This window comes from Sphaerisporangium sp. NPDC049003, from assembly GCF_043197795.1.
Lineage (GTDB): Bacteria > Actinomycetota > Actinomycetes > Streptosporangiales > Streptosporangiaceae > Sphaerisporangium.
Window position 1 is genome coordinate 38,421 of record NZ_JBICTU010000014.1, and the last position, 23,591, is coordinate 62,011.

The window sequence follows — 23,591 nt, forward strand, 5'->3', positions numbered from 1 at the left end:
TAGGGTGGCTGCTCGTGGTCCAAAGGCACAGGCATCAGCTGATCGCCGTCATCGCGTTCGTAGCGGGCGCGATCTCGACGTGGATGCTCTCCGCCACCGGTACGGACGGGGACTTCTTCCGCTCGCTGATGTATCCCTGGCTGTGCGCGGCGGTCCTGCTCGGCGGGGTGGTCCTCGGGGTGTTCGCCTCGGTCAGGAGCGCCGTGGCGATCCTCGTGCCGTTCGCCGCGCCGCAACCGCTGCTGGCCGTGTGGCAGGGAGTCGTCCCGAGGCCCGAGCCCGACAGCATGTGGGCGGTGGGGTTCGTCGTGTCCACCATCCTGCTGATCTTCGCGGTCGGCTGCATAGCCATCGGCGTCTGCGTCCGCCTGATGTTCCGCCGCTGACGGAGCACCCAGCAGGCGCACCACCTCGGCGATATCACCAGATCGAAGAGACGACGGGCTACTCGTCGCCCGTCAGCGAAAGGGAGCGGAGGCGCTGGCCCGCCCAGGCGACCGAGCCGATGGTGACGATCAGCACGGCGGGGACGGCGAAGCCCATGCCCACCGACGCCTTGAAGAAGGACGAGTCGCTGACCTGGGCCGCGAAGGTCTGCGCCCACTGCTGGATGGAGAAGTTGCGCGCTCCCGGCACGAGGCCGCCGACCAGGCTCTCCCAGACCACCGCGTAGATGATGCCGATCGTCACGGCGTGCCGTGAGATCACGCCGAGGAGCAGGAACACCGCCGAATAGGCGATGCCGCCGATCAGGGCGCCGAGCGCGAACCCGGACGCGATGCCGGCCTCGCCGCGGATGAGGATGTACGCCGCGATGAACGTCGGCACGGCGGCGAACACGGCGAGCAGCGAGGCGGACACCACGAACTTCGTGAAAGCGATGACCGGGCGGGAGATCGGCTTGGCCAGCAGGTGGATGATCGTGCCGTCGTCGATCTCGGGGGCGATGGTGCCGGTGCCCGCGATCAGCCCGAGCAGCGGCAGCATCGTGCCGATCGCGTAGATCTGCAGGAGCGTGACCGTGGCCTTCTCGTCCGTGCTGCCGATGGCACGCAGCAGCACCGCGAGGCCGATCAGCACGAGCGGGAGCAGGATCAGCAACAGCACCCTGCGGCGGCCGAGCACGGCGCGGTAGGTGATGCCGGCGACGACGGAGTTCATCGGATGCTCCGGGTGACGAGGTCGACGTGGGTCAGCGGGGGTTCCTTGCGGCGCGAGCCGGTCATCGGGTGCTCCCGGAGATCAGGTAGGAGAAGACGCTTTCGAGGTCCTCGTCGGCGGGGGAGACCTGCCATACGGTGACCCCGGCGTCGCGGGCGACCCGGGGGAGCAGCCAGGTGAACCTGCGGAAGTCCACGGCCTGGACCTCCAGCCCGGCCGTCCCGAGGGACACCGCCCCCGAGGAGGCGTCGGCGATCAGGGCGGCTGCCAGGCGCCGGTCGTCGCTGGAGCGCACGTGGAACAGGTGGGGCCGGTCGGTCATGCGGCGGCGGATCTCCCGGAAGTCGCCGGAGGCGGCGTGGCGGCCCGCCACGAGGACCTCGATCTGCTGGGCCACCCGCTCGACCTCCTCCAGGATGTGGGAGCTGAACAGGATCGTGCGCCCGGCGGCTCCGAGCTCCTTGACCAGGTCCATCAGGTGGAGCCGCTGGCGCGGGTCCATTCCGTTGAACGGCTCGTCCAGGAGCAGCACACGCGGGTCGTGGACCAGCGCGGCGGCGACCTTGACCCGCTGGCGCATGCCCTTGGAGTAGGTCTCGATCCGCCGGTCCTTGGCGGCCTCCATCTCGACCATCGCCAGGGCCTTGGAGGCGGCGTCCTCGGGGGAGGCGAGGCGGTGCAGCCGGGCGCTGGACAGCACGAACTGCCAGCCGGTGAGGAACCCGTAGACCGCCTCGCGCTCGGGGACCAGCCCGATTGAGCGGTAGATCTGGTGGTTGCGCCAGATCGGCTCGCCGTCGAGCGTGGCGGTGCCCGTGGAGGGGGCGAGGAACCCGGCCATCATGTGCAGCAGGGTCGACTTGCCGGCGCCGTTCGGGCCGAGCAGGCCGGTCACGCCGGGGCCGACCGTCATCGTGACGTCGTTGACGGCGACCACGTTGCCGTACCAGCGGGAGACCTGCCGGAGTTCGATGTTCACGATGAGGCCGCCTTGCGGTAGCGGAGGACGAGGGCGGTCACGCACAGGGCGATCACGGCCAGCACGGCGACGGCGGCGACCGGGCCGCCGGCCCCCGCGGGATAGCCGCCGTCGTTGTTCGGGTTGGTGCCGAAGAGCCAGACCTGGACGGCGTCCACCAGGAAGAACGGATTGATCAGCCACGCCCACGCGGCGGCGCCGTCCCGGCTCACCGACATCAGCACGCCGACCAGCACCGCGGAGATCGCCGAGGACAGCAGGTAGAGCGCGATGACCGCGGCCACGCCGAGCCCGCGCCGTGGCGTGAACGAGGCGAGCACGACCCCGACGGAGGCCAGGAGCACCGCGTAGATCACGGAGGTCGCCATGGCCGCGAGGTAGTCGCCGGTGTTCGGCGGACCGGGCAGGTCGACGAGCAGCTCGCCGACGAACAGGACGGTCAGGGGTACGGCGATGAGCAGGAACATCGCGAGGGCCATGGCCGCGAGCTTGGCCACGACGTAGTCGGCGGTCGTGGTCGGCCGCGACAGGTAGAGCGGCAGCACCCGGAACCGCAGGTCGGGGGCCACGAGGTAGGGAGACTGGGCGGCCAGGAAGACCGCGAGGACCGCCTGCATCGTCACCGCGTACGACGGATAGGACACCCCCTGCCGCTTGATCAGGGCCATCACCGCGATCGAAACGACCGCGGGAAGCATCATGACCCCGGCCAGCAGGAACGGCATGATCTTGCCCCGTGCGGTGCGGCCGAGCCCGAAGATCCCCCGCAGGCTGTGCAGGGTGAGCGCGGCCAGCGCGTGGCCCCGGCCGAGCCTCGGGCCCTCGTAGTGGCGGTACCCGATGTCGTGGATGACGCCCGTGGGCGTCGGCGGAGCGCCCGGCGCGGGAACGGAGACGGGCTCAGACATGCGACACCTCCTGGCGGAAGACGTCCTCGATGCGGTGGCGGCCCTGTTCGAGGCGGACCAGGCTCAGATCGAGGTCGCACACGGCGTCGCGGACGACGTCGTACGTGCCGGGGGAGCTGACGTCGATCGTCAGTAGCCGGCCGTGCGCCGTGACCCGCTGCCCCGCCGCCGTGAGCCGCTCGGCGAGTGCCTCCTGGCCCTCCTCGACCTCGACGGTGATCGACTGGGTGGCCTGCGTGAACTCCTCGATGGAGGAGGAGCGGAGCAGGCGGCCCCCGTCGATGACGATGACGTTGTCGCACACCCGTTCAAGCTCGCCGAGCAGGTGGGAGGTGACGACCACGCTGATGCCGAACTCGGTGCCGATGCGCCGGATCAGGGCGAGCATGTCGTCACGGCCCTGCGGGTCGAGGCCGTTGGTCGGCTCGTCCAGGAAGACCAACTGCGGGTCGTGGACCAGCGCCTGGGCCAGCTTGACCCGCTGCCGCATGCCGGTGGAGTACCCCCCGATGGGGCGGTAGCGCTCCTCGTACAGGCCCACGTGGCGCAGGGTGTCGGCGGCGCGTTCGCGCGCGGCGGTGCGCGGCAGGCCGGACATCTGGGCCATGTGGACCGTGAACTCGGTCGCGGAAACGTCGGGTGGGAGGCAGTCGTGCTCGGGCATGTAGCCGACGGCACGCCGGATGTCGAGGGACTGCGTGGCAGGGCTCAGGCCGAGAACCGTGGCGGTTCCCTCGGTCGGGGGGAGCAGGCCCAGCAGGAGCTTGATGAGGGTGGACTTCCCCGCGCCGTTGGCGCCGACCAGGCCGGTGACGCCCGACCCCGCGCTGATGGTGAGGCGGTCGAGCGCCGTCACGCGGGGAAAGCGTTTGGTGAGTCCCTCGGTGGCGAGGATGGTCATGGCCTGGACACTATCCAAGGGTCCGGCCCGAGTTCCTCCCTCACACGGACGAATTCCCCCTCATCCGCCGGGTGGGGAGGCCGTACCCCCGGTCTCAGGGTCGGGCGCGGGAGGCCGTACCCCGGCTCTCAGGGTCAGGTACGGCAGGCCGTACCTGGGCTCAGGGTCGAGTGCGGGAGGGCCGTACCAAGGGACTCAGGGTCAGGTGCGGCGGAGGCGGATGCGTCGGACGGCGTGGGTGGAGCCCTTGTGCAGGACGAGGCCCGCCCGGCCGCGCGTGGGCGCGATGTTCTCGATCAGGTTGCGCTCGTTGACGTCCCGCCAGACGTTCCTCGCGAACCGCGTCGCCTCCTCGTCCGACAGCTCGGCGATGTAGGTGAAGTACGACTTCGGGTCGGCGAAGGCCGTGCGCCGCAGCTTGTGGAACCGTTCGACGTACCAGGCCCGGATGTCCTCCACCTTGGCGTCGACGTAGATGGAGAAGTCGAAGTAGTCGTTGACCGCCAGGGCCGCCGGAGGGGCGGGCTGCAGCACGTTCAGGCCCTCGACGATCAGGATGTCGGGTCGCCGCACGGTCTGCACGGCCCCCGGGACGATGTCGTACTCCAGGTGGCTGTAGACCGGCGCGCTGACCTCAGGGACGCCGGCCTTCACGTCGGCGACGAAGCGGACCAGCGCCCGGCGGTCGTAGCTCTCGGGGAACCCCTTGCGGTCGGTGATGCCGCGCTCCTCCAGCATCTTGTTCGGGTACAGGAAGGAGTCTGTGGTGATCAGGTCGACCCGGGGGTGCTCCGGCCAGCGCGCGAGCAGGGTGTGCAGCAGCCGGGCCGTGGTCGACTTGCCGACCGCGACGCTGCCCGCGATGCCGAGGATGTACGGCGGGGGCTCCTGGTCGTCGCCGAGGAAGGTGTTCAGCGCCGCGCTGCGCTGCCGCGCGCCCATGAAGTGCAGGTTGAGCAGGCGCGTCAGCGGCAGGTAGATGTCGGTGACCTCGGCTAGGTCGATGGGGTCCTCGACGCCGCGCAGCTCCTCCAGCTCCTCGGCCGTGAGGGTGAGAGGCGTGTTCCTTCGCAGGGCTCGCCACTGCTCGCGGCTGAGCTCGACATACGGGTTCGGTGCCTCCATGGGCGCAAACTCTACTGATCGGTCCGCGTACGGCCGCCGGGGGGCCGGTGTGGGGCAAGATGGGCCCGTGACCCACAGGCCGCCGCCCGCAGCTCACGCGCCCGCCGGGCCCCGCGCCGGCTCGCCGAGGAGGGCTTGTCCGTGATCGTGGGCATCGGGGTGGACCTCGTCGACATCGCCCGTCTTGAGGCGGCCCTGGAGCGTACGCCCGCGCTGCTCGATCGGCTGTTCACCGATGCCGAGAGAGGGCTTCCGGTCGCCTCGCTGGCCGCGCGGTTCGCCGCCAAGGAGGCGGTGGCCAAGGCGCTCGGCGCTCCGCCCGGCCTCGGTCACCGGGAGGCCGAGGTGACCACGGCCGCGGGCGGCCGTCCCGGGCTCCAGGTGAGCGGCCGGGCCGCCGAGGTCGCGGCGGAGCTGGGCGTGAGGCGATGGCACCTGTCACTCAGCCACGACGGCGGATTCGCCGTCGCCTACGTGATCGCGGAAGGCTGACGACAACATCGCGGAAGGCTGACGAGCTCATCGCGGAACGCCGATTAGCACATCGCGGAACGCCGACGAGCACATCGCGGAAGGCGGGAAGGCTTACGGCGGGTGGCCTTCTCGCCGGTGATCGGGGAGAGCTAGATTCGGTTGGATGCTGACCGCGTACACGTCCGACGAGATCAGGACGGCCGAACGGGCGCTGATGGCGCGAGTCCCCGAGGGCACGCTCATGCGGCGCGCCGCCACGGGGCTGGCCGTGACCTGCGTGAAGGCCCTCCCCCGCGTGTACGGCTCCCACGTCGTGCTGCTGGTCGGGAGCGGCGACAACGGTGGTGACGCGCTGTACGCGGGGGCTCAGCTCGCCCGCAGGGGCGCGCGGGTGCACGCGGTCCTCGCGGGGCAGAAGACCCACGAGGAAGGCCTCGCCGAGCTGCGTCGCGCGGGCGGCAGGACCCTGGACCTGCGCGAGACGCATCCTGAGGGCTCCGCGAAGGGCCTGCGCACCGATCCGGCGCTCGTGGACATGTTCGACGGGGCCGATCTCGTCCTGGACGGCCTGGTGGGCATCGGAGGCACCGGGCCGCTGCGTGAGCCGTACGCGACACTGGCCCGGATGTGCGCGGAGGCTCCCGGCGTCGTGGTCGCGGTGGACGTGCCGAGCGGGGTGGACGCGAGCACCGGCGAGGTCGAGGGCGAGGCGGTACGCGCGCACCTCACGGTCACCTTCGGGGCCGTCAAGGCGGGCCTGCTGATCGACCCGGGGGCGAGCCACGTGGGCGGCCTCCAGACGGTGGACATCGGGCTCGGCCCGTACCTGCCAGACCCCGGCGTGGTCGCGCTCACCGATCCCGGCGTCGCCGACCGGCTGCCGCGCCCCGATCCCGAGTCGAACAAGTACCGCAGGGGCGTGGTCGGCATCGTCGCCGGCAGCGACCGTTTCACCGGCGCCGCGGTGCTCGCGGTGGGCGGCGCCGTACGGGCGGGCGCGGGGCTGGTGCGCTTCGCGAGCGCCGAGGAGGCGGTCCGGCAGGTGCGCGCCAGGTGGCCGGAGGCGGTGACCAAGATCGTCACACCCGAGTCGGGGGTGAGCGAGGTCGGCCGGGTCCAGGCGTGGGTCGTCGGGCCGGGCATGGGCACCGACGACGACGCGCTCGCGCTCGCCAGATCGGTGCTCGCGAACGACGTGCCCGCGCTGGTCGACGCCGACGGGCTGACCCTCGCGGCGCGTGACCGCTCGCTGCTGCGGCGCTCGGCGCCCACGCTCATCACGCCTCACACCGGCGAGCTGGGCCGCCTGCTGGAGGTGCCGCCGGAGGACATCGAGGCGCGCCGGTTCCACTACGCGCGCCGCGCCGCCGCCGAGCTGGGTGTGACCGTACTGCTCAAGGGGTCGACTACCCTGGTCGCTGAGCAGGGCAGGCCGGTCCGCGTGAACCTCACGGGCACCCCCTGGCTGGCCACGGGCGGTACGGGCGACGTGCTCGCCGGCATCGCCGGAGCCCTCCTCGCCGCGGGTCTCGGCTGTTACGACGCCGGCTCGTGCGCGGCCTACGTGCACGGTCTGGCGGCCCGGGTGGCGGCGGGAGGTCCCGAGGGCGGCGAGGCGCCCATCGCGGCCCTGGACGTGGCTCTGGAGCTGCCTGGCGCGATCCGCGCGCTCACGGCGGGCGCCTGATGCGATCCGGCGCTCACGGTGGGCGCCTGATGCGTACGCTCCGGCCGCGGGCGATGGTGTGATCCGGGTCATGGCCGTCACCACGGGCTTGACCGTGAACCGGTCCTGGCGCCGGCACGCGACTGCGAGACTGAGAGGGTGAGTTTCCCCATTCACGGTTCCCTCGTCACGCCTGCTCAGGCCAGGGTGGATCTCTCGGCGATCAGGCACAACGTGGCGATCCTGCGCGGGCACGCTCCCGATGCCGAGATGATGGTCGCGGTGAAGGCCGACGCCTACGGGCACGGCCTGGTGCCCTGCGCCCGCGCCGTCCTTGAGGCCGGCGCCTCCCGGCTCGGCACGGCCTACATCCAGGAGGCGCTCGACCTGCGCGCCGCCGGGGTGACCGCGCCCATCCTGTCGTGGATCATCACCCCCGGCGAGCCTCTGGACGACGCCGTCGCCGCGTCCGTCGAGCTTTCGGCCGGGACCACGTGGCTGGTCGACGACATCGCCGCCTCCGCCCGCCGCGCCGAGCGTACGGCCCGCGTGCATCTCAAGATCGACACGGGCATCTCGCGCGGGGGCGCCACCGCCCAGGAGTGGCGCGCGCTGGTCGAGCGGGCGCTCGCCGCCCAGGCCGAGGGGACGATCGAGATCGTGGGGCTGTGGTCCCACTTCGCGTGCGCGGACATCCCCGGGCATCCCTCGATCGGCCTCCAGCTCACCGCGTTCGAGGAGGCCCTCGCGGTCGCCGAGAAGGCGGGGGTGAGCGGGCCGCGCGTCCTGCGTCACATCGCGAACTCGGCGGCCACGGTGACGCTTCCCGAGGCCCACTACGACATGGTCCGTCCCGGCATCGCGGTGTACGGGCTCAGCCCGATCCCCGAGCTCGGCGACTTCGGCCTGCGGCCGGCGATGACGCTCAGCGCCCGCATCGCGATGGTGAAGCGCGTCCCCGCCGGCACGGGCGTGTCCTACGGGCACCTCTACACGACCGATCGCGAGACCACGCTGGCCCTGGTCCCGCTCGGGTACGCCGACGGCGTGCTGCGGGGGGCGGCCAACTTGGCGGAGGTCATGGTCGGGGGCCGGCGGCGCACGGTCGCCGGGCGGGTGTGCATGGACCAGTTCATGATCGATGTCGGTGACGACCAGGTGAGCGAGGGCGACGAGGTCGTCCTGTTCGGCCCGGGGACCGGCGGCGAGGCCACCGCGCAGGAGTGGGCGGATTCCCTCGGCACGATCACTCATGAGATCGTGACCAGGATTGGTTCACGCGTGCCGCGCGTTTACCGATAGGAGGAGGTCGTAGATGTCCACACGGCGCAGGGTCGGGATCGCAGGGGCGGTCTTCGGCACCGCTTCGGCGACCCTGGCGGCGGCGGCCCTGGCCAAGAGGTATGCCGTCGGGCGCATCCGCCTGCGGCCCGACCTTGAGGTGAGCGAGCCCTTCGGTGAGTTGCGGGGGCGCCGGGCCACCGTCAAGACCTCCGACGGCGTCGAGCTGTACGCGGAGGTCGACGGGCCCGAGGACGCCCCGCTGACCATCGTGTTCTGCCATGGGTACACCCTGAACCTCGACTCCTGGCACTACCAGCGGCGCGCACTGCGCGGCACCTACCGCCTGGTGTTCTGGGACCAGCGGTGCCACGGGCGCTCCACCCGCACGCCCGCCGAGGACTGCACCATCGACCGTCTGGGAGCCGACCTCGCCGAGTTGCTCAAGACGCTGGTGCCGGGGCCGTGCGTGCTGGTCGGTCACTCCATGGGCGGCATGACCGTCATGGCGCTGGCCGACAGCCACCCCGAGCTGTTCGGCGACAAGGTCCGCGGCGTCGCCCTCATCTCGACCTCCGCCGGCAAGCTGGCCGAGCTGACGCTGGGCCTCCCGGCCCTGATCTCCAAGGTCGTCCACTGGGCGGCGACTCCGGCGGTGTCGGTGCTCGGCCGCCGCGCGGCGCTGATCGACCGGGGCAGGCAGGCGGGCAACGACGTGTCCTTCCTGGCGCTGCGCTATCTCGGCTTCGGCGACCCGTCCAACGTGAGCCCCACGGTGGTGGACTTCGCCGAGTCGATGATCCGCTCCACGCCGACGGACGTGATCGCCGACTTCTACCCGGCGCTGATGTCGCACGACAAGCTCGCCGCCCTCGACGTGCTCGACAAGGTGCCGACCGAGATCATCGTCGGCGAGAAGGACTGGCTGACGCCGCCCGACCACAGCAAGTCGATCAATGCGGGCCTGCCCTCCGCCCGTCTCACGGAGATCCCGGGCACCTCCCACCTGGTGCTGCTGGAGCAGCCCGAGGCCGTGAACGAGGTGATCGCCGAGCTGCTCAAGAGGGTTCGGGACGCGGGTGGTCCCGTGAAGAGCCTGCCGAAGGCAGGCGGCCCGCCGGAGGACATCCGGAGCATGGACGTGAGCGCGGAGGGGGAGGCCTCATGAGGCGGGTGTCCACGACCGAGGACATGTGGTCGCTGGGCGAGGAGCTCGCGCGGCTGCTCGTTCCCGGTGACCTCGTGGTGCTGTCAGGCCCGCTGGGCGCCGGCAAGACCACGCTCGTGCAGGGCGTCGCCGAGGGACTGAAGGTCCGCGGCCCCATCACCTCGCCGACGTTCGTGATCGCCCGGGTCCACCCGTCGCTGACCGGCGGTCCCGCGCTTGTCCACGCGGACGCCTACCGTCTCGGCGGGGCGCTTGAGGTCGACGACCTCGACCTCGACGCCTCTCTGGACGACTCGGTGACCGTGGTCGAGTGGGGCGAGGGGCTGGTGGAGGGCCTGGCCGACGACCGGCTGGAGATCTCCATCGAGCGCGGCGACACGGGCGAGGAGCGCCTCGTACGGCTCCGCGGCGTCGGCCGCCGATGGAGTGATCTGCCCGGCTCTTCCGATTGACCGCTTTTTCGTGATCTAGACCGGTACTCTAACCAGCCTTGACGCATGCCTCCATTGCTATGGATCATCGGAATGAAGATCGTTGTAATGGATTGGCCTGATTTTTCTGGGTATGCAGGTGGAGTAACACCTTGGCGTGGTCGTGTCGGGCGGGGTCGGATCGTACGGTGAAGTGGAGTGCGACGGTGCACAGGGTCGGGCGAGGCGCGGTTGCTGGAGCATTCCTTCTCTTAGGCGGTGTCGGGTGTACGGCCGAGGCGCAGACCGGCGCGTCGGCGCCCACACCGGCACCCTCGATGAGCCGTCAGGACATCCGTGTCCAGCTCATCCCTGACAAGGTCCAGGGCGGGGCTACGAGGTCGGTCCGCGTGCGGGCCTTCTGCCCCGTGCCCCAGGGCGGCACCGACTACCGGGCGACGGCCCGCTCCGACTCGTTCACGGGCGTCGTCACCCTGACCCAGCCTCCGCCGGCCACTCCCGCCGCGTCCTCGACCCCGGTGACCACCACCGCGCCCCTGCCCGAGGTCCACGGCTTCGCCCTCGTCGACGAGGACGCCAAGACCGGCCGCTACCAGGTCGAGGTCAAGTGCGAGGGCACGAACGACATCGGCAGGGCCACGCTGACGCTCACCGCCAGGCCCACAGCCACCCCGACCAGGACCCGCGCCGTGCCGACCCGGGCACCGAGGGCCGGCGGCGGCGGCACGGCGGCCGGTGGGCCCGCCGACGAGCCCACGGGAATTCCCACCGGAGTGACGGTCGTGGCGCTCCTGGCGGCCCTCGGGGGCGGCATCGCGGTGGCCAGGCGCAGGTCGAAGGCCGGCTGACCTTCGAGCAGGCGTTCCCCCGATGGCTGATTCCCCCAAGTGGCTCAAGATCGCGGTGGCCGGGTGCGTCACCGGCACGATCATGTTCGCGCTCACCGGCCGTGAGCGCGACGCCTCGCCCCCGCAGGCCACGACCGCGGTCCCCAAGCGGCTCGACATCCCGTCGCTGAACCTGAAGGCCCCGCTGATGAAGCTCGGGCTCAGCGGCGACGGGGAGGTCGAGCTGCCCCCGTTCGAGAAGCCCGCGACGGCGGGATGGTTCGACCAGAGCGTGGTGCCCGGAGACTCCGGCGCCTCGGTGATCATCGGGCACGTGGACACCAAGACCGCGCCCGCGGTGTTCTACCGCCTGCGCGAGGTCAAGAAGGGCGCCGTCGTCAAGATCCTCCGCAGCGACGGCAAGGTCGCGCAGTACAAGGTCGACTCGATCGAGCAGGTCGCCAAGGACCGCTTCCCCGCCGAGCGCGTGTACGTCGAGGACGGCCTGCGCCTGGTCACCTGCGGCGGGGTCTTCGACAGGAAGACCCACGAGTACCTGGACAACATCATCGTCTACGCCTCTCGCCTGGCCGCGTGAGCCGGACATGAGCGCCCGCGGGTAGCGCGAGGGCGCGACGGTGGCCCGACCGGGGAACGCGCGCTTGCGAGGGACGAGGACACCGCCGGGGCGAGCCCCCAAGCCGAGGGAGCGGAGCGAGCGCCGGGAAACACGGCTAGGCTTGACATTTGTGCTGGTCTTGGCCTTCGATACCGCAACCCCGGCCGTCACCGCGGCTCTCCACGACGGTGACCGCCTGCTCGCCGAGTCGACGACGATCGACGCTCGCCGCCACGGTGAGCTGCTCGTTCCCTCCATACAGGAGGTCCTGCGCGAGGCGGGCGTCGCACTGGGCGACGTCACCGCGATCGTCGCCGGTTCGGGCCCCGGGCCGTACACCGGCCTGCGCGTCGGGTTGATGACCGCCCAGGCGCTGTCGTCCACGACGGGCGCCCCGGCGTACGGGGTGTGCACGCTGGACGCGGTCGCCTACGCGAGCGGTCTCACCGGGCCCTTCGTCGCCGCCACCGACGCGCGGCGCAAGGAGGTCTTCTGGGCGAGCTACGCCGACATGCGCACGCGCCTCGACGGCCCCTCGGTCGACCGGCCCGCCGACGTGCCCGGCGAGCTGCCCCTGGTGGGGGCGGGCGCCCGCATGTACGCCGAGATCCTGGGCGAGAGACGGCTGGTGGAGGGCGCTCCCGACTACCCGCTCGCCGGAGCTCTGGCCGCGCTCGCCGCCGAGCGGCTCGTCTCGGGAGGCGAGGACACGGTGCTCACCTCGCCGAGCCCGATCTACCTTCGCCGGCCGGACGCCCGGGTGCCAGGCCCGCCGAAGAAGGTGACCGCGTGACCGCCGCCACGCTGCGGCAGATGACGGAAGCCGATCTTCCCGCGGTCATGGTGATCGAGCGCTCGACGTTCCCGTTCGACGCGTGGAGCGAGGGCATGCTGCGGGGCGAGCTGGCCGACCAGCCGCGCACCCGCCACTACATCGTCGCCGTCGCGGGCGGGCACATCGTCGGGTACGCCGGGCTGGCGGCGGCGGGCGACCAGGCCGACGTCCAGACGATCGCCGTGAGCGCGGCCATGCAGCGTGCGGGCGTCGGCAGCGCGATGCTGAAGGAACTGCTCACCGAGGCCCGGCGCCGGGGGGCGACGGCGGTGTTCCTGGAGGTCCGCGCCGACAACCCGCCCGCGCAGGCCATGTACGAACGCTTCGGGTTCGAGCCGGTGGGCGTGCGCCGCGACTACTACGACGACGGAACAGACGCGATCATGATGATGAGGAAGCTGGAGGGCGGGAATGTCTGACGAACCCCTGGTCCTGGGCATCGAGACCTCGTGTGACGAGACCGGGGTCGGCATCGTCAGGGGCCACACCCTGCTCGCGAACACCGTCGCCTCCAGCGTCGAGGAGCACGCGCGGTACGGCGGCGTCGTGCCCGAGGTGGCCTCACGGGCCCACCTCGAGGCCATGACCCCGACCGTCGAGCGCGCGCTCGAACAGGCGGGGCTGCGTTTCTCCGACATCGACGCGGTGGCGGTCACCGCCGGTCCCGGCCTCGCGGGCGCGCTGCTGGTGGGCGTCGCCGCCGCCAAGGCGTACGCCATGGGCATCGGGGTGCCGCTGTACGGCGTCAACCACCTGGCCGCCCACGTCGCGGTGGACCAACTGGAGCACGGCCCGCTGCCCAAGCCGTCGATCGCGATGCTCGTCTCGGGCGGCCACTCGTCGCTGCTGCTCGTGCCCGACGTGGCCAAGGACGTCATCTCCCTCGGCTCCACCGTGGACGACGCGGCGGGCGAGGCGTTCGACAAGGTGGCCAGGGTGCTCGGACTGCCGTTCCCCGGCGGCCCCCACATCGACCGCGCCGCCGCCGAGGGCTCGGGCACGGCCGTGGCCTTCCCGCGCGGGAAGTACGACGACGGCACGCTGGACTTCTCGTTCTCGGGGCTGAAGACCGCCGTCGCGCGCTGGGTGGAGGCCAGGGAGCGTGCCGGTGAGCCCGTCCCGGTCGCCGATGTGGCCGCGTCCTTCCAGGAGGCCGTCGTGGACGTGCTCACGCGCAAGGCGATCCAGGCCTGCCGGCAGTACGACGTGAAGGACCTGCTCATCGGGGGCGGGGTGGCCGCCAACTCCCGGCTGCGCGCCCTGGCCCAGGAGCGGTGCGACGCCGCGGGGGTGCGTCTGCGCGTGCCCCGGCCGGGGCTGTGCACCGACAACGGCGCGATGATCGCGGCCCTCGGGTCGGAGCTGGTGGCCTCGGGAGTGAGCCCGTCGCGGCTCGACATCCCCGCCGACTCGTCCCTTCCGGTGACCGCCGTCCACATGTGAGGTGACGGCCGTCCACATGTGAGGGCCCGAGGGCCCGGGTCAGTCCTTGGGGGTGCGGGTGGGACGGAGCAGGGCCTCCGCGAGGGCCAGCATGGTCTCCTCCAGGGCGCCCAGCCTGCGGGTCAGGTCGTTGTGCGTGGGCTGGATGACCTCGTCGACGGTCTCCGCGAGCTGGGCGCGATCGGGACGTGCCCGCATGAGGTCCATGAGCTCGGCCATGGGCGGCAGGGCGGTGGCGGCCTCGGTCAGGCGCTTGTCGATCGCGTCGAGCCGCTTGCCCTGGTCGTCGCCCTGGGCGCTGAGCAGCTCGCCGACGCGCTTGTGGACCTCGCCCACCTCCAGCAGGCCGGGGAGCTGGCCGACGCGCTGGTTGACGGCCTCCACGCGGTCGTCGACCATCTCCAGCCGCTCGTTGACGCCCTCGAAGCTCTCGCCGAGCGTGGTGAAGCGCTGATCCTGTGCGGTGAGGCGGTCGCCGACGTCGGTGAGCCGCTGGTCGAGCCCGGCCAGGCGGCCGTCGACGCCGGCGAGGCGGGAGTCGGCGGTCTCGACGCGCCCGTCGATGCTCTGGAGCCGGACGTCGACCGTCTCCAGCCGCCCCTCCACGGCCCCGATGTGGCTGTCGACGCTGTCGAATCGGCCGTCCACGCTGTCGGCGCGTCCCCTCAGCTCCCCGAGGTGACCCTCCACACAGTCGAACCGCGCCGCGAAACCCGCCAGATGGCCCTCGACGCCCTCCAGGCGGCCGTCGAAGCCCGCGAGCAGGCCGCCGGCACCGTCGAGGCGGTCGGAGAGCCGCGTCTCGGCGTCGGCCAGCTGAGCCGTCATGCCGTCGACCTTGCCGGCCAGCTGGTCGACGGAGCCGGTGAGCCGCTCGATCGCCGATGCGAGCGTCTCCTCAAGGGCCTCGCTGAGGTCGAGAACGCCGCCTTCGAGCCGCTCTGTGCGCTGCGTGAGGTCGAGCAGCGCCTTGTCGACCCGGGTGAAGCGGCCGCCCGCCGCCTCCATGCCGGCGGTGAGCCGGCCGAGGCGTCCGCTCAGCTCGGCCATGCGCTCGGGCACGCCGTGGCCGCCGTCGAGCAGCGCCTGCAGGCGCTTCAGGGACTCCGCGACGCCCTCGCGCACCGTGCCGAGGTCGTTCAGCAGGCCGGGCAGCTCGGCGACGGGCCTGACGCGCTCGCTCACCGAGTCGATGCGGTCGACGATGACGGCCACGCGGTCGCCCACCCCGTCGACGCGGTCACGCACGACCTCCACGTGCTGGGCCAGGCCCTCGGCCCACGCCGGAGGCCGGGTCGCCAGCTCACCGAGCTGGCCGCCGACGGTCTCAAGGGCGCCGCTCAGGCCGCCCAGCTCGCGCTCACGGACCTCGCGCAGCAACCACTCCATGCCTTCGAGCCGCTGACGGATCTCGTCGAGCACCGCGCCCTGGGTGCGCTGCTCGTACACATGGTCCTGGGCCGCCCTCGCCAGGAGCTCGCGCATCCGGTCGGAGATGGCGGTCTGGCTTCCCGCCTGGAGGAGGGTGTGGTTGGAGTGATCCACCGAAAGCTCCTTCACTCGCGGGCGGCCGGCCGCACTGCGGTGGGATTGGTCCGGTTGTCTGGCGTGACGAATAAGGCGGGTCAGCCATCGATCAGGCGAAAATCCCGCGCTGGCCAACTGTAGTCGCTCGTCAGGCGAATTTCGGGGCCGACTTTAAAACTTCGTGATAATCGTGGATTGCCCTGGAATAGTCGTTTATGCAGGTCAGGCGGGTTGGCAAACAAGTGCGAAAGGACGCTCGCCGATGCGGGTAAGAGCCACGACGCACGATTTATCACCAGAAAGGCGCAAATCCTTACGCAGGCGTTCCAGGTCGACGGCGGAGCCGCGCTTCTTGAGGGTCACCGCGCCGATGCGGCGCTCGCGAAGGGCCGCGCGCAGCCTTTTGAGCGAGAACGGCATCGTCTCCAGGACCTCGTACCGTGAGGCCCACGGCGTGACGGCGGCGGTGTCGCCGGTGATGTAGGCGATCTGCGGGTCGAGCAGGTGGCCGTTCACCAGCGCCGCCACCTCGGCCACCAGGTGCGACCTGATCGCGGCGCCGTCCGGCTCGTAAAGGTATCTGGCCACCGGCCCCTGCTCGGCCTGCCCGAGGGACAGGTCGGGGGTCAGCGTCTCGCCGGAAGGCAGCATCGTCGCCCTTCGGCCGAGCTCCTCCGCCTGCGGCTGGGCGAGGGCGCCGGTCCACAGGACGGCCTCCTTGACCTCGCCCCGGTAGGAGACCCACTCGGCCTCCGCGCCCGGCGGGATCAGCTCGTACGGGATGCCGGGCGCGACCTTCAGGCACGCGGCCCGTGCCCGTGCCTGAAGGCCGAGGACCGCCGGCCACGGCGGGGAGTACGCCATGGGGTCGAACACGCGCCTGCTGGCGGACCTCCTGGCCGGGTCGGCGAACAGCACGTCGTAGGCCTCCGGCTCGACCTCGGCGGCGTCGGCCGTACGCACCGTGACGTGGTCGCCGAGCTCCAGCGCGACGGCGTTGGCCCGCGCCACCTCCACGGTGAGCGGATCGAGGTCGACGGCGTCGACCTCGCAGCCGGCGCGTGCCATGGCGATCAGGTCGCCGCCGATGCCGCAGCAGGCGTCGGCCACCCGTGTGCCGGGCGGCAGCCTGCGGGCGCGGTGGGCGGCCACCTCGGCGCGGGTCGCCTGCTCCAGGCCGTCGGGGGTGAAGTACATGCGGGCCGCGTCGGGGCCGAACTTGACGGCGCCGCGCGCCCGCAGCCGCGCCTGCGTGAGCGCGGCCGAGGTCAGCGAGGCGTCGTAGGTCTTCCTGAGGCGGCTCGCGGCCAGGACCGGGTCGGCGCCGCCGGCCACCGCCTCCACGGCGTCGCCGAGGGCCTTCTGCCCGCGTGTGGTCAGCAATTCGCGGAAGGCGTCGAGGTCCACGTCTCCCGACGCTACCGCGTGCCGGGAGGTCCCAGGGAAGGAGCCGGTAACCTGGCGGACCCGGCGCTCAGGCGGACATTTCGGGCGAGCCGCACATCGGCCGGGGCAGGTATCGGAACCGGACTGACCAGGGACGGCCTGTCCGTGTTGACTGAGTCGGCGGCCTTGCATACTGTTCAGTGTTGGCACTCGCCTAGTGAGAGTGCCAAGTCAAAAATGCGACGAGGCAGGTCTGACACCCGCGACGGCAGGCCGCTGGTCGCCTCTTCAGCTCATCAACACAATCTGAAGGGGAGGTCCGATCGTGACGACCGCCACCAAGGTTCCCGTTAAGCCGCTCGGCGACCGCATTGTGGTCCAGCCGCTTGAAGCCGAGCAGACGACCGCTTCCGGTCTGGTCATCCCAGACACCGCCAAGGAGAAGCCGCAGGAGGGCAAGGTCCTCGCGGTGGGCCCCGGCAACTGGGACGAAGACGGCGAGAAGCGGATTCCGCTCGACGTCAAGGAAGGGGACATCGTCCTCTACAGCAAGTACGGCGGTACCGAGGTCAAGTACGGCGGCGAGGAGTACCTCGTTCTCTCCGCCCGTGACGTTCTCGCGATCATCGAGAAGTAAAGCCCCGGGCGCGCAAGCGACCATCAGTACGGAGCCTTACAAAAAATGCGTGTCAAGCCCCGGGCGCTTCGGCTGAAGGCCCGGGGCTCTGATGCTGAGAGGACCTTAAATGCCGAAGACCCTGGAGTTCGAGGAGGACGCGCGTCGCGCTCTTGAGCGTGGCGTGAACGCTCTCGCGGACGCCGTCAAGGTGACCCTCGGGCCGCGCGGCCGGAACGTCGTCATCGACAAGAAGTTCGGTGCGCCCACCATCACCAACGACGGTGTGACCATCGCCCGTGAGGTGGAGCTGGAGCGGCCGTACGAGAACCTCGGCGCGCAGCTCGCCAAGGAAGTCGCCACCAAGACCAACGACGTCGCCGGTGACGGCACCACCACCGCGACCGTGCTCGCCCAGGCGATGGTCCGCGAGGGCCTGCGCAACGTCGCCGCCGGCGCCTCGCCGCTGTCGCTCAAGCGCGGCATCGACCTGGCCGCCCGCGCGGTCAGCGACCGCCTGCTGGAGCTCGCCCGTCCCGTCGAGGACAAGAAGGAGATCGCCAACGTAGCGACGATCTCCGCCCAGGACGCCAAGATCGGCGAGCTGATCGCCGAGGCGTTCGACAAGGTGGGCAAGGACGGCGTCATCACCGTCGAAGAGTCCAACACCATGGGCCTTGAGCTGGAGTTCACCGAAGGACTCCAGTTCGACAAGGGCTACCTGTCGCCGTACATGGTGACGGACCCCGAGCGCATGGAGGCGGTCCTCGAGGACGCCTACGTCCTGCTGAACCAGGGCAAGATCTCCTCTATCGCGGAGTTCCTCCCCCTGCTTGAGAAGGTCGCCCAGACCAAGAAGCCGCTCTTCGTGGTGGCGGAGGACGTCGAGGGCGAGGCCCTGGCCGTCCTGGTCACCAACAAGATCCGCGGCACGTTCACCTCGGTCGCCGTCAAGGCTCCCGGCTTCGGTGACCGCCGCAAGGCCATGCTGCAGGACATCGCGATCCTGACCGGTGGCCAGCTGATCTCCGAGGAGCTCGGCCTCAAGCTCGACAACGCCGGCCTCGAAGTGCTGGGCACCGCCCGCCGCATCGTGGTCACCAAGGACGCCACGACCATCGTCGACGGCGCCGGCGACCCGCAGGCGGTCCAGGACCGCGTCCGCGAGATCCAGCACGCGATCGAGCAGACCGACTCCGACTGGGACCGCGAGAAGCTCCAGGAGCGCCTCGCCAAGCTGTCCGGTGGCATCTGCATCCTCCGCGTCGGCGCGGCCACCGAGGTGGAGCTCAAGGAGAAGAAGCACCGTCTTGAGGACGCCATCTCCGCGACGCGCGCCGCGATCGAGGAGGGCATCGTCTCCGGCGGTGGCTCCGCGCTCGTGCACCTGTCGAAGGACCTGGACGACCTCGGCCTCACCGGTGACGAGGCGACCGGTGTCGCCATCGTCCGCCGGTCGCTCGTCGAGCCGGCCCGCTGGATCGCCGAGAACGCGGGCCACGAGGGCTACGTCGTCACCGCGAAGATCGGCGAGCTGCCCGCCGGCCACGGCCTCAACGCCGCGACCGGCGACTACGGCGACCTGATCGCGCAGGGCGTCATCGACCCGGTCAAGGTCACCCGCTCGGCCGTGCAGAACGCCGCTTCCATCGCCGGCATGCTGCTCACGACCGAGGTCCTCGTGGTCGACAAGCCCGAGGAGGAGGCCCCCGCCGCCGGGGGGCAGGGTCACGGCCACGGACACGGCCACTGAACCCGATCATTCGGCCCGAAGTACGGCCCGCGCCTCATGGAGGCGCGGGCCGTACTTTTTTGTTGAATCGATTTAGGCCCCCGTCATTTGACCGCCTGGTAAACCGATCACGCGACTGGGGCGTCCGGCAGACCGCGCTGCGCGCCCTCCGAGCTGCCGTGACATCTAACAAATATCCTCCGAATTCCCTTCGAGAGTGAAATATACAAACACTACTGTGTTCATTTGATTACTCGCCGTTATCGTCGCGTCAATGTGACCAATCCGTATCCGTTCACTATGACGACATGCGCGATCGTGGCGGGCATCATGCCTAACGTGACCGAGGGACGCGTCGCCGACGCCAAAACTGGGGTAAGGCTTGCGACGAGATCGGACGAGTCCGACCTCAGGGATCTGACGAGCCTTGCCGTACAGGGGGATCGCACCGCGATCGAATCGCTGCTGGGCCAGTTGCGCCCGATGGTGGTTCGCTATTGCCGTGCCCGACTTGGCCGGGTTTCCGGTCATTACCACATCGCCGACGACGTGGCCCAGGAGGTGTGCATCGCGGTGCTGGCCGCGCTGCCGCGCTACCGCGACATGGGCCGCCCGTTCGCCTCGTTCGTCTTCGGCATCGCCTCGCACAAGGTCGCGGACGCGCTCCGCAGCTCGGTGCGCTCGGCCGTGCCCACCCAGGATCTGCCGGACGGACCCGACCAGGGGCCGGGGCCGGAGGAGACCGTGGTGCGCTACATCGAGGCAGAGCACGCCCGCGCGCTGCTGTCACGCCTCCCTGAGAACCAGCGAGAGCTGATCATCTTGCGGGTCGTGTCAGGACTGTCCGCCGAGGAGACGGGTAACGTACTCGGTATGTCACCAGGTGCGGTTCGCGTCGCCCAGCATCGGGCGCTGGCCAGGCTTCGGGCGATGGCCGACATGGAGTCGATAGCTTGACCGCTGTCCATCCGGCGCGTTCGGTCCGAAAACGCGGGTCCGAGACGGATCCCGACGTGCTCAGGACCGACGCGCTCATCGACGCGCTCGCCCGCCGTGATCCGGTCGGCGAGCACGAGGACGCCGCGGTGGGCCTGCTGCGCGCTCTGACCGACGACGTCGATCAGTGGCTCTCCTCGGTGTCGATCACGCCGTCCACGTAGCCCCTCGCGTACTCCCAGCTGACGTAGTCGGCGGGGTCGGGCTCGAAGGCGGGCTCGTGGACCTGAGGCCGCCCGTGGTCGATCATCTGCCGGAGGTTTCCGCGGAGTAGATCCCAGTCGAAGTAATGCTGTTCGCCGCACTCCGGGCAGTCGAGCACGAGCCCGAGGACCCCCTGTGGCTCCAGTAACGACCGGAAGACCTCCACATCGGCGAGGTCGGTGAGCGCCTCGTCGCGCTCGGCCAAGGTCAGCGGCTCGGAGTCGTCGAGCTCACCCAGCGCCGCGGCAGGGTCGTCAGGGTCTTCCGCGAAGGGGTCGCGAGGGACGTCTTCCAGCACGCATTCCACCTTATGACCCTCACCTACCCTGATGAGGGCAAGTGCTTGGGAAGCAGTGATCCAAAGAGGGGCGCCAGGTCGTCCGCAGGAGCCGCAGAGCCGGTCAGTGGCGGGACACTAAACTGGGCCAAGGGGGCCGGCGCCTTTCCCCACCTTGAGAGCGCCATGGCAGGAGGGTTGCAGATGGCCAAGTTCACCGAACCCGGGCTCACGTTCGACGACGTGCTCCTGGTTCCCGCGTATTCGGACCTGCAGCCGGGCGACGCCGACACCACCACTCGCCTGTCCAGGTCGATAAATCTGCGCATTCCCCTGGTTTCCGCCGCCATGGACACCGTGACCGAGGCGCGCATGGCCGTGGCCATGGCGCGCCAGGGCGGCATCGGCATCCTGCACCGTAACCTGTCCATCGACGACCAGGCCCAGCAGGCCGATCTGGTGAAGCGTTCAGAGGCCGGCATGGTCACCAACCCGGTGACGTGCTCGCCCGACGACACGCTGGCCGACGTCGAGATCCTGTGTGGGAAATATCGCATTTCTGGTGTGCCGGTCACCGACCGGGGCGGTGTGCTGGTCGGCATCGTGACCAACCGCGACATGCGCTTCGAGACCGACCAGAGCGTCCGGGTCCGCGATGTCATGACCCCGATGCCCCTCGTCACCGCCCCCGTGGGGGTGTCCCGCGACGAGGCGTTCCGGCTGCTGCGCCACAACAAGGTGGAGAAACTTCCCCTCGTCGACGCCGAGGGCAGGCTGCGCGGCCTCATCACCGTCAAAGACTTCACCAAGAGCGAGCAATATCCCCTTGCTACCAAGGACGCCGACGGCCGGTTGGTGGTCGGGGCGGCGGTGGGCGTCGCCGGCGACGCCGAGCAGCGGGCGATGGCGCTGATCGAGGCGGGGGTCGACGTGATCATCGTCGACACCGCCCACGGCCACTCGCGCGGGGTCTGCGACATGGTCGCCAAGATCAAGGCCAACGGCCGGGTCGACGTCATCGCGGGCAACGTCGCCACGCGGGCGGGCGCCCAGGCGCTCATCGACGCCGGAGCCGACGCCGTCAAGGTCGGGGTGGGCCCCGGCTCCATCTGCACCACCCGCGTCGTGGCCGGGGTCGGCGCCCCGCAGGTCACGGCCATCCACGAGGCGTCGCTGGCCTGCGCCCCCGCGGGGGTCCCGGTGATCGGCGACGGTGGCCTGCAGTACTCCGGCGACATCGTCAAGGCCCTCACCGCCGGGGCGAACACCGTGATGCTGGGCTCGCTGCTCGCCGGCTGCGAGGAGTCGCCCGGTGAGCTGATCTTCATCAACGGCAAGCAGTTCAAGTCCTACCGGGGCATGGGCTCGCTCGGCGCCGTGCGCAACCGGGAGCGCGGCGGTTCCTACAGCAAGGACCGCTACTCCCAGGAGGGCGTGACCAGCGAGGACAAGTTCATCCCCGAGGGCATCGAGGGCCAGGTGCCCTACCGCGGCCCGGTCGCCGCCGTGGCCCACCAGCTCGTCGGCGGCCTGCGCCAGGGCATGTGGTACACCGGTTCCCGCACCATCGACGAGCTCCACGAGAACGGCATGCTGATGCCGATCACCTCCGCCGGTCTCAAAGAGAGCCACCCCCATGACATCCAGATGACGGTCGAGGCGCCCAACTACCACGGCCGCTGATGGAGCGGCCGGGCGACGCCCGGCGGCGACATCGCGACCCGTGCGGGTAAGGACCTACGAGCGAAGCGGCTTCTCCGAGTGACGGGAACGACAAGAGCATGACTCAGGTAGAGATCGGGCGTGGCAAGAGCGGGCGCCGGGGCTACGCGCTGGACGAGATCGGCATCGTGCCGTCCCGGCGCACCCGCGACCCCGAGGAGGTCTCGATCGCCTGGCAGATCGACGCCTACCGCTTCGACCTGCCCGTGGTGGTGAGCCCCATGGACAGCGTCGTCTCGCCCAAGACGGCCATCGAGATCGGGCGTCTCGGCGGCCTCGCCGTGCTCGACCTCGAAGGGCTCTGGACCCGTTACGACGACCCCGCCTCCCTGCTGTCGGAGGTCGCCGAGCTGCGTGGAGAGGCCGCCACCAGGCGGCTTCAGGAGATCTACGCCGCGCCGATCAGCGACGAGCTCATCGGGCGCCGCATCGAGGAGATCAGGTCCGCCGGTGTGACGACCGCCGCGCGGCTGTCGCCCCAGCGCACCGCGCAGCACTACAAGGCCGTGATCGACGCCGGGGTCGACATCTTCGTCATCCGGGGCACCACGGTCTCCGCCGAGCACGTCTCCGGCCGGGCGGAGCCGCTCAACCTCAAGCAGTTCATCTACGAGCTCGACGTCCCGGTCATCGTCGGCGGCTGCGCGACGTACACCGCGGCCCTCCACCTGATGCGCACAGGCGCGGCGGGCGTCCTGGTGGGCTTCGGCGGCGGCTCCGGCCACACCACGCGCACCGTGCTGGGCGTGGCGGTGCCGATGGCCACCGCGATCGGCGACGTCGCCGCCGCCCGCCGCGACTACCTCGACGAGTCCGGCGGCCGGTATGTCCACGTGATCGCCGACGGCGGCATGACCAGCTCCGGCGACATCGCCAAGGCCATCGCCTGCGGCTCAGACGCCGTCATGGTCGGCTCCCCGCTGGCCCGCGCCGCCGAGGCTCCGGGGCGGGGTCACCACTGGGGCTCCGAGGCCCACCACGGCGAGCTGCCGCGAGGCGCCCGCGTGGAGGTCGGCACGATCGGCACCATGGAGCAGATCCTCCACGGCCCGTCCAGCGTCGCCGACGGCTCGATGAACCTGATGGGCGCGTTGCGGCGCACGATGGCCACGGCGGGCTACTCCGACCTCAAGGAGTTCCAGCGCGTCGAGGTCGTCGTCGCACCCCACGTCCACTGACGCTGAGCAGGGGTCCTTCCCCCGGGCGAACCACCCGGGGGAAGGACCCTTTCGCGTCTCCGCCGAGTCGCATGGGAAGGCCCTGTTCGCCGGGGAAGGGTGGCGCCTGCTCGCCTCCCCTGACCCAGCCGTCAC

At 70.7% G+C, this 23,591-nt stretch carries 25 protein-coding genes; 17 read left to right on the forward strand and 8 right to left on the reverse strand.

The annotated features are described in order from the left end of the window. Positions 1–14 precede the first annotated feature (14 nt). Entirely contained in the window at positions 15–386 is a 372-nt protein-coding gene (locus tag ACGFIV_RS17020; RefSeq protein ID WP_358546881.1) for a hypothetical protein, read from the forward strand. A gap of 58 nt (positions 387–444) precedes the next feature. On the opposite strand, the gene ACGFIV_RS17025 is transcribed toward ACGFIV_RS17020, so the two are convergent. The 5 genes from ACGFIV_RS17025 to coaA all read right to left on the reverse strand — a co-directional run bounded on the left by ACGFIV_RS17025 (position 445) and on the right by coaA (position 5,074). Continuing rightward, positions 445–1,161: an ABC transporter permease subunit gene (locus tag ACGFIV_RS17025; protein ID WP_358546879.1), complete on the reverse strand. Its 717-nt coding sequence runs from the start codon at positions 1,159–1,161 to the stop codon at positions 445–447. A 61-nt stretch (positions 1,162–1,222) separates the two neighbouring features. Beyond that, positions 1,223–2,140: an ABC transporter ATP-binding protein gene (locus ACGFIV_RS17030; protein WP_358546876.1), complete on the reverse strand. Its 918-nt coding sequence runs from the start codon at positions 2,138–2,140 to the stop codon at positions 1,223–1,225. Next, a complete protein-coding gene (locus ACGFIV_RS17035; RefSeq protein ID WP_358546874.1) occupies positions 2,137–3,048 on the reverse strand; it encodes an ABC transporter permease in 912 nt (303 codons plus the stop codon). Before ACGFIV_RS17035 ends, ACGFIV_RS17030 begins: the two co-directional genes overlap by 4 nt. Continuing rightward, entirely contained in the window at positions 3,041–3,949 is a 909-nt protein-coding gene (locus ACGFIV_RS17040; protein ID WP_358546872.1) for an ABC transporter ATP-binding protein, read from the reverse strand. Before ACGFIV_RS17040 ends, ACGFIV_RS17035 begins: the two co-directional genes overlap by 8 nt. 201 nt (positions 3,950–4,150) lie before the next feature. Further along, positions 4,151–5,074 (reverse strand): type I pantothenate kinase, encoded by a 924-nt coding sequence (gene coaA / locus ACGFIV_RS17045; RefSeq protein ID WP_358546870.1) that lies wholly within the window; start codon positions 5,072–5,074, stop codon positions 4,151–4,153. 141 nt (positions 5,075–5,215) lie between these two features. Between coaA and ACGFIV_RS17050 the strand changes: the two genes are divergently transcribed. The 10 genes from ACGFIV_RS17050 to tsaD all read left to right on the forward strand — a co-directional run bounded on the left by ACGFIV_RS17050 (position 5,216) and on the right by tsaD (position 13,818). Beyond that, positions 5,216–5,566: a holo-ACP synthase gene (locus ACGFIV_RS17050; RefSeq protein WP_358546967.1), complete on the forward strand. Its 351-nt coding sequence runs from the start codon at positions 5,216–5,218 to the stop codon at positions 5,564–5,566. Positions 5,567–5,711: 145 nt separating this feature from the next. Then, a complete protein-coding gene (locus ACGFIV_RS17055) occupies positions 5,712–7,235 on the forward strand; it encodes an NAD(P)H-hydrate dehydratase (protein ID WP_358546867.1) in 1,524 nt (507 codons plus the stop codon). A 138-nt stretch (positions 7,236–7,373) separates the two neighbouring features. Next, positions 7,374–8,516, forward strand: coding sequence for an alanine racemase (gene alr, locus ACGFIV_RS17060; protein ID WP_392835784.1), 1,143 nt, complete (start codon positions 7,374–7,376; stop codon positions 8,514–8,516). 13 nt (positions 8,517–8,529) lie between these two features. Beyond that, complete coding sequence (locus ACGFIV_RS17065; protein WP_358546862.1) at positions 8,530–9,663, forward strand: alpha/beta hydrolase; 1,134 nt, start codon at positions 8,530–8,532, stop codon at positions 9,661–9,663. Beyond that, complete coding sequence (gene tsaE / locus ACGFIV_RS17070; protein ID WP_358546859.1) at positions 9,660–10,115, forward strand: tRNA (adenosine(37)-N6)-threonylcarbamoyltransferase complex ATPase subunit type 1 TsaE; 456 nt, start codon at positions 9,660–9,662, stop codon at positions 10,113–10,115. Before ACGFIV_RS17065 ends, tsaE begins: the two co-directional genes overlap by 4 nt. A 296-nt stretch (positions 10,116–10,411) precedes the next feature. After that, a complete protein-coding gene (locus tag ACGFIV_RS17075) occupies positions 10,412–10,942 on the forward strand; it encodes a hypothetical protein (protein ID WP_358546857.1) in 531 nt (176 codons plus the stop codon). Between the two features lie 22 nt (positions 10,943–10,964). Next, on the forward strand, positions 10,965–11,519 hold the full coding sequence (locus tag ACGFIV_RS17080) for a class F sortase (RefSeq protein WP_358546855.1): 555 nt from the start codon (positions 10,965–10,967) through the stop codon (positions 11,517–11,519). A gap of 151 nt (positions 11,520–11,670) precedes the next feature. Continuing rightward, on the forward strand, positions 11,671–12,333 hold the full coding sequence (gene tsaB, locus ACGFIV_RS17085) for a tRNA (adenosine(37)-N6)-threonylcarbamoyltransferase complex dimerization subunit type 1 TsaB (protein WP_358546853.1): 663 nt from the start codon (positions 11,671–11,673) through the stop codon (positions 12,331–12,333). A 20-nt stretch (positions 12,334–12,353) separates the two neighbouring features. Next, positions 12,354–12,794: a ribosomal protein S18-alanine N-acetyltransferase gene (gene rimI, locus ACGFIV_RS17090; RefSeq protein ID WP_358546964.1), complete on the forward strand. Its 441-nt coding sequence runs from the start codon at positions 12,354–12,356 to the stop codon at positions 12,792–12,794. Beyond that, positions 12,787–13,818 carry a tRNA (adenosine(37)-N6)-threonylcarbamoyltransferase complex transferase subunit TsaD gene (gene tsaD / locus ACGFIV_RS17095; RefSeq protein ID WP_358546851.1) on the forward strand — a complete coding sequence of 344 codons (1,032 nt, stop codon included), beginning with the start codon at positions 12,787–12,789 and terminating at the stop codon, positions 13,816–13,818. The genes rimI and tsaD overlap by 8 nt, the downstream gene beginning before the upstream one ends. Before the next feature lie 39 nt (positions 13,819–13,857). On the opposite strand, the gene ACGFIV_RS17100 is transcribed toward tsaD, so the two are convergent. Then, positions 13,858–15,363 carry a hypothetical protein gene (locus ACGFIV_RS17100; RefSeq protein ID WP_358546848.1) on the reverse strand — a complete coding sequence of 502 codons (1,506 nt, stop codon included), beginning with the start codon at positions 15,361–15,363 and terminating at the stop codon, positions 13,858–13,860. Positions 15,364–15,567: 204 nt separating this feature from the next. Beyond that, positions 15,568–16,752 (reverse strand): class I SAM-dependent methyltransferase, encoded by a 1,185-nt coding sequence (locus ACGFIV_RS17105; RefSeq protein WP_358546845.1) that lies wholly within the window; start codon positions 16,750–16,752, stop codon positions 15,568–15,570. A gap of 301 nt (positions 16,753–17,053) precedes the next feature. Here ACGFIV_RS17105 and groES point away from each other — a divergent pair, with 301 nt between their 5' ends. The 4 genes from groES (at position 17,054) to ACGFIV_RS17125 (ending at position 20,239) form a co-directional block, all read left to right on the forward strand. Next, positions 17,054–17,368: a co-chaperone GroES gene (groES, locus tag ACGFIV_RS17110; protein ID WP_084258731.1), complete on the forward strand. Its 315-nt coding sequence runs from the start codon at positions 17,054–17,056 to the stop codon at positions 17,366–17,368. 109 nt (positions 17,369–17,477) lie between these two features. After that, the gene (gene groL, locus ACGFIV_RS17115; protein WP_358546842.1) at positions 17,478–19,100 is read left to right on the forward strand and encodes a chaperonin GroEL; all 1,623 of its coding nucleotides are present in this window, start codon (positions 17,478–17,480) and stop codon (positions 19,098–19,100) included. 309 nt (positions 19,101–19,409) lie between these two features. Beyond that, positions 19,410–20,036 carry a sigma-70 family RNA polymerase sigma factor gene (locus ACGFIV_RS17120; RefSeq protein WP_358546960.1) on the forward strand — a complete coding sequence of 209 codons (627 nt, stop codon included), beginning with the start codon at positions 19,410–19,412 and terminating at the stop codon, positions 20,034–20,036. 56 nt (positions 20,037–20,092) lie between these two features. Beyond that, entirely contained in the window at positions 20,093–20,239 is a 147-nt protein-coding gene (locus tag ACGFIV_RS17125; protein ID WP_392835794.1) for a hypothetical protein, read from the forward strand. On the opposite strand, the gene ACGFIV_RS17130 is transcribed toward ACGFIV_RS17125, so the two are convergent. Next, positions 20,200–20,577: a DUF5319 domain-containing protein gene (locus ACGFIV_RS17130; RefSeq protein ID WP_358546836.1), complete on the reverse strand. Its 378-nt coding sequence runs from the start codon at positions 20,575–20,577 to the stop codon at positions 20,200–20,202. The genes ACGFIV_RS17125 and ACGFIV_RS17130 overlap by 40 nt on opposite strands. A 183-nt stretch (positions 20,578–20,760) precedes the next feature. On the opposite strand from ACGFIV_RS17130, the gene guaB reads away from it, so the two are divergent. Both guaB and ACGFIV_RS17140 read left to right on the forward strand, forming a co-directional pair. Next, a complete protein-coding gene (gene guaB, locus ACGFIV_RS17135; RefSeq protein ID WP_358546833.1) occupies positions 20,761–22,239 on the forward strand; it encodes an IMP dehydrogenase in 1,479 nt (492 codons plus the stop codon). A gap of 98 nt (positions 22,240–22,337) precedes the next feature. Next, a complete protein-coding gene (locus tag ACGFIV_RS17140; protein WP_358546830.1) occupies positions 22,338–23,456 on the forward strand; it encodes a GuaB3 family IMP dehydrogenase-related protein in 1,119 nt (372 codons plus the stop codon). Positions 23,457–23,591: the final 135 nt, after the last annotated feature.

Coding starts and splice junctions, on each gene's coding strand:
- groL (WP_358546842.1), top strand. CDS start 17,478: ATGCCGAAGACCCTGGAGTTCGAGGAGGACGCGCGTCGCGCTCTTGAG.
- ACGFIV_RS17025 (WP_358546879.1), bottom strand. CDS start 1,161: ATGAACTCCGTCGTCGCCGGCATCACCTACCGCGCCGTGCTCGGCCGC.
- ACGFIV_RS17035 (WP_358546874.1), bottom strand. CDS start 3,048: ATGTCTGAGCCCGTCTCCGTTCCCGCGCCGGGCGCTCCGCCGACGCCC.
- ACGFIV_RS17140 (WP_358546830.1), top strand. CDS start 22,338: ATGACTCAGGTAGAGATCGGGCGTGGCAAGAGCGGGCGCCGGGGCTAC.
- tsaE (WP_358546859.1), top strand. CDS start 9,660: ATGAGGCGGGTGTCCACGACCGAGGACATGTGGTCGCTGGGCGAGGAG.
- ACGFIV_RS17040 (WP_358546872.1), bottom strand. CDS start 3,949: ATGACCATCCTCGCCACCGAGGGACTCACCAAACGCTTTCCCCGCGTG.
- coaA (WP_358546870.1), bottom strand. CDS start 5,074: ATGGAGGCACCGAACCCGTATGTCGAGCTCAGCCGCGAGCAGTGGCGA.
- ACGFIV_RS17075 (WP_358546857.1), top strand. CDS start 10,412: ATGAGCCGTCAGGACATCCGTGTCCAGCTCATCCCTGACAAGGTCCAG.
- ACGFIV_RS17080 (WP_358546855.1), top strand. CDS start 10,965: ATGGCTGATTCCCCCAAGTGGCTCAAGATCGCGGTGGCCGGGTGCGTC.
- rimI (WP_358546964.1), top strand. CDS start 12,354: ATGACGGAAGCCGATCTTCCCGCGGTCATGGTGATCGAGCGCTCGACG.
- tsaD (WP_358546851.1), top strand. CDS start 12,787: ATGTCTGACGAACCCCTGGTCCTGGGCATCGAGACCTCGTGTGACGAG.
- ACGFIV_RS17055 (WP_358546867.1), top strand. CDS start 5,712: ATGCTGACCGCGTACACGTCCGACGAGATCAGGACGGCCGAACGGGCG.
- ACGFIV_RS17120 (WP_358546960.1), top strand. CDS start 19,410: ATGCCTAACGTGACCGAGGGACGCGTCGCCGACGCCAAAACTGGGGTA.
- guaB (WP_358546833.1), top strand. CDS start 20,761: ATGGCCAAGTTCACCGAACCCGGGCTCACGTTCGACGACGTGCTCCTG.
- ACGFIV_RS17065 (WP_358546862.1), top strand. CDS start 8,530: ATGTCCACACGGCGCAGGGTCGGGATCGCAGGGGCGGTCTTCGGCACC.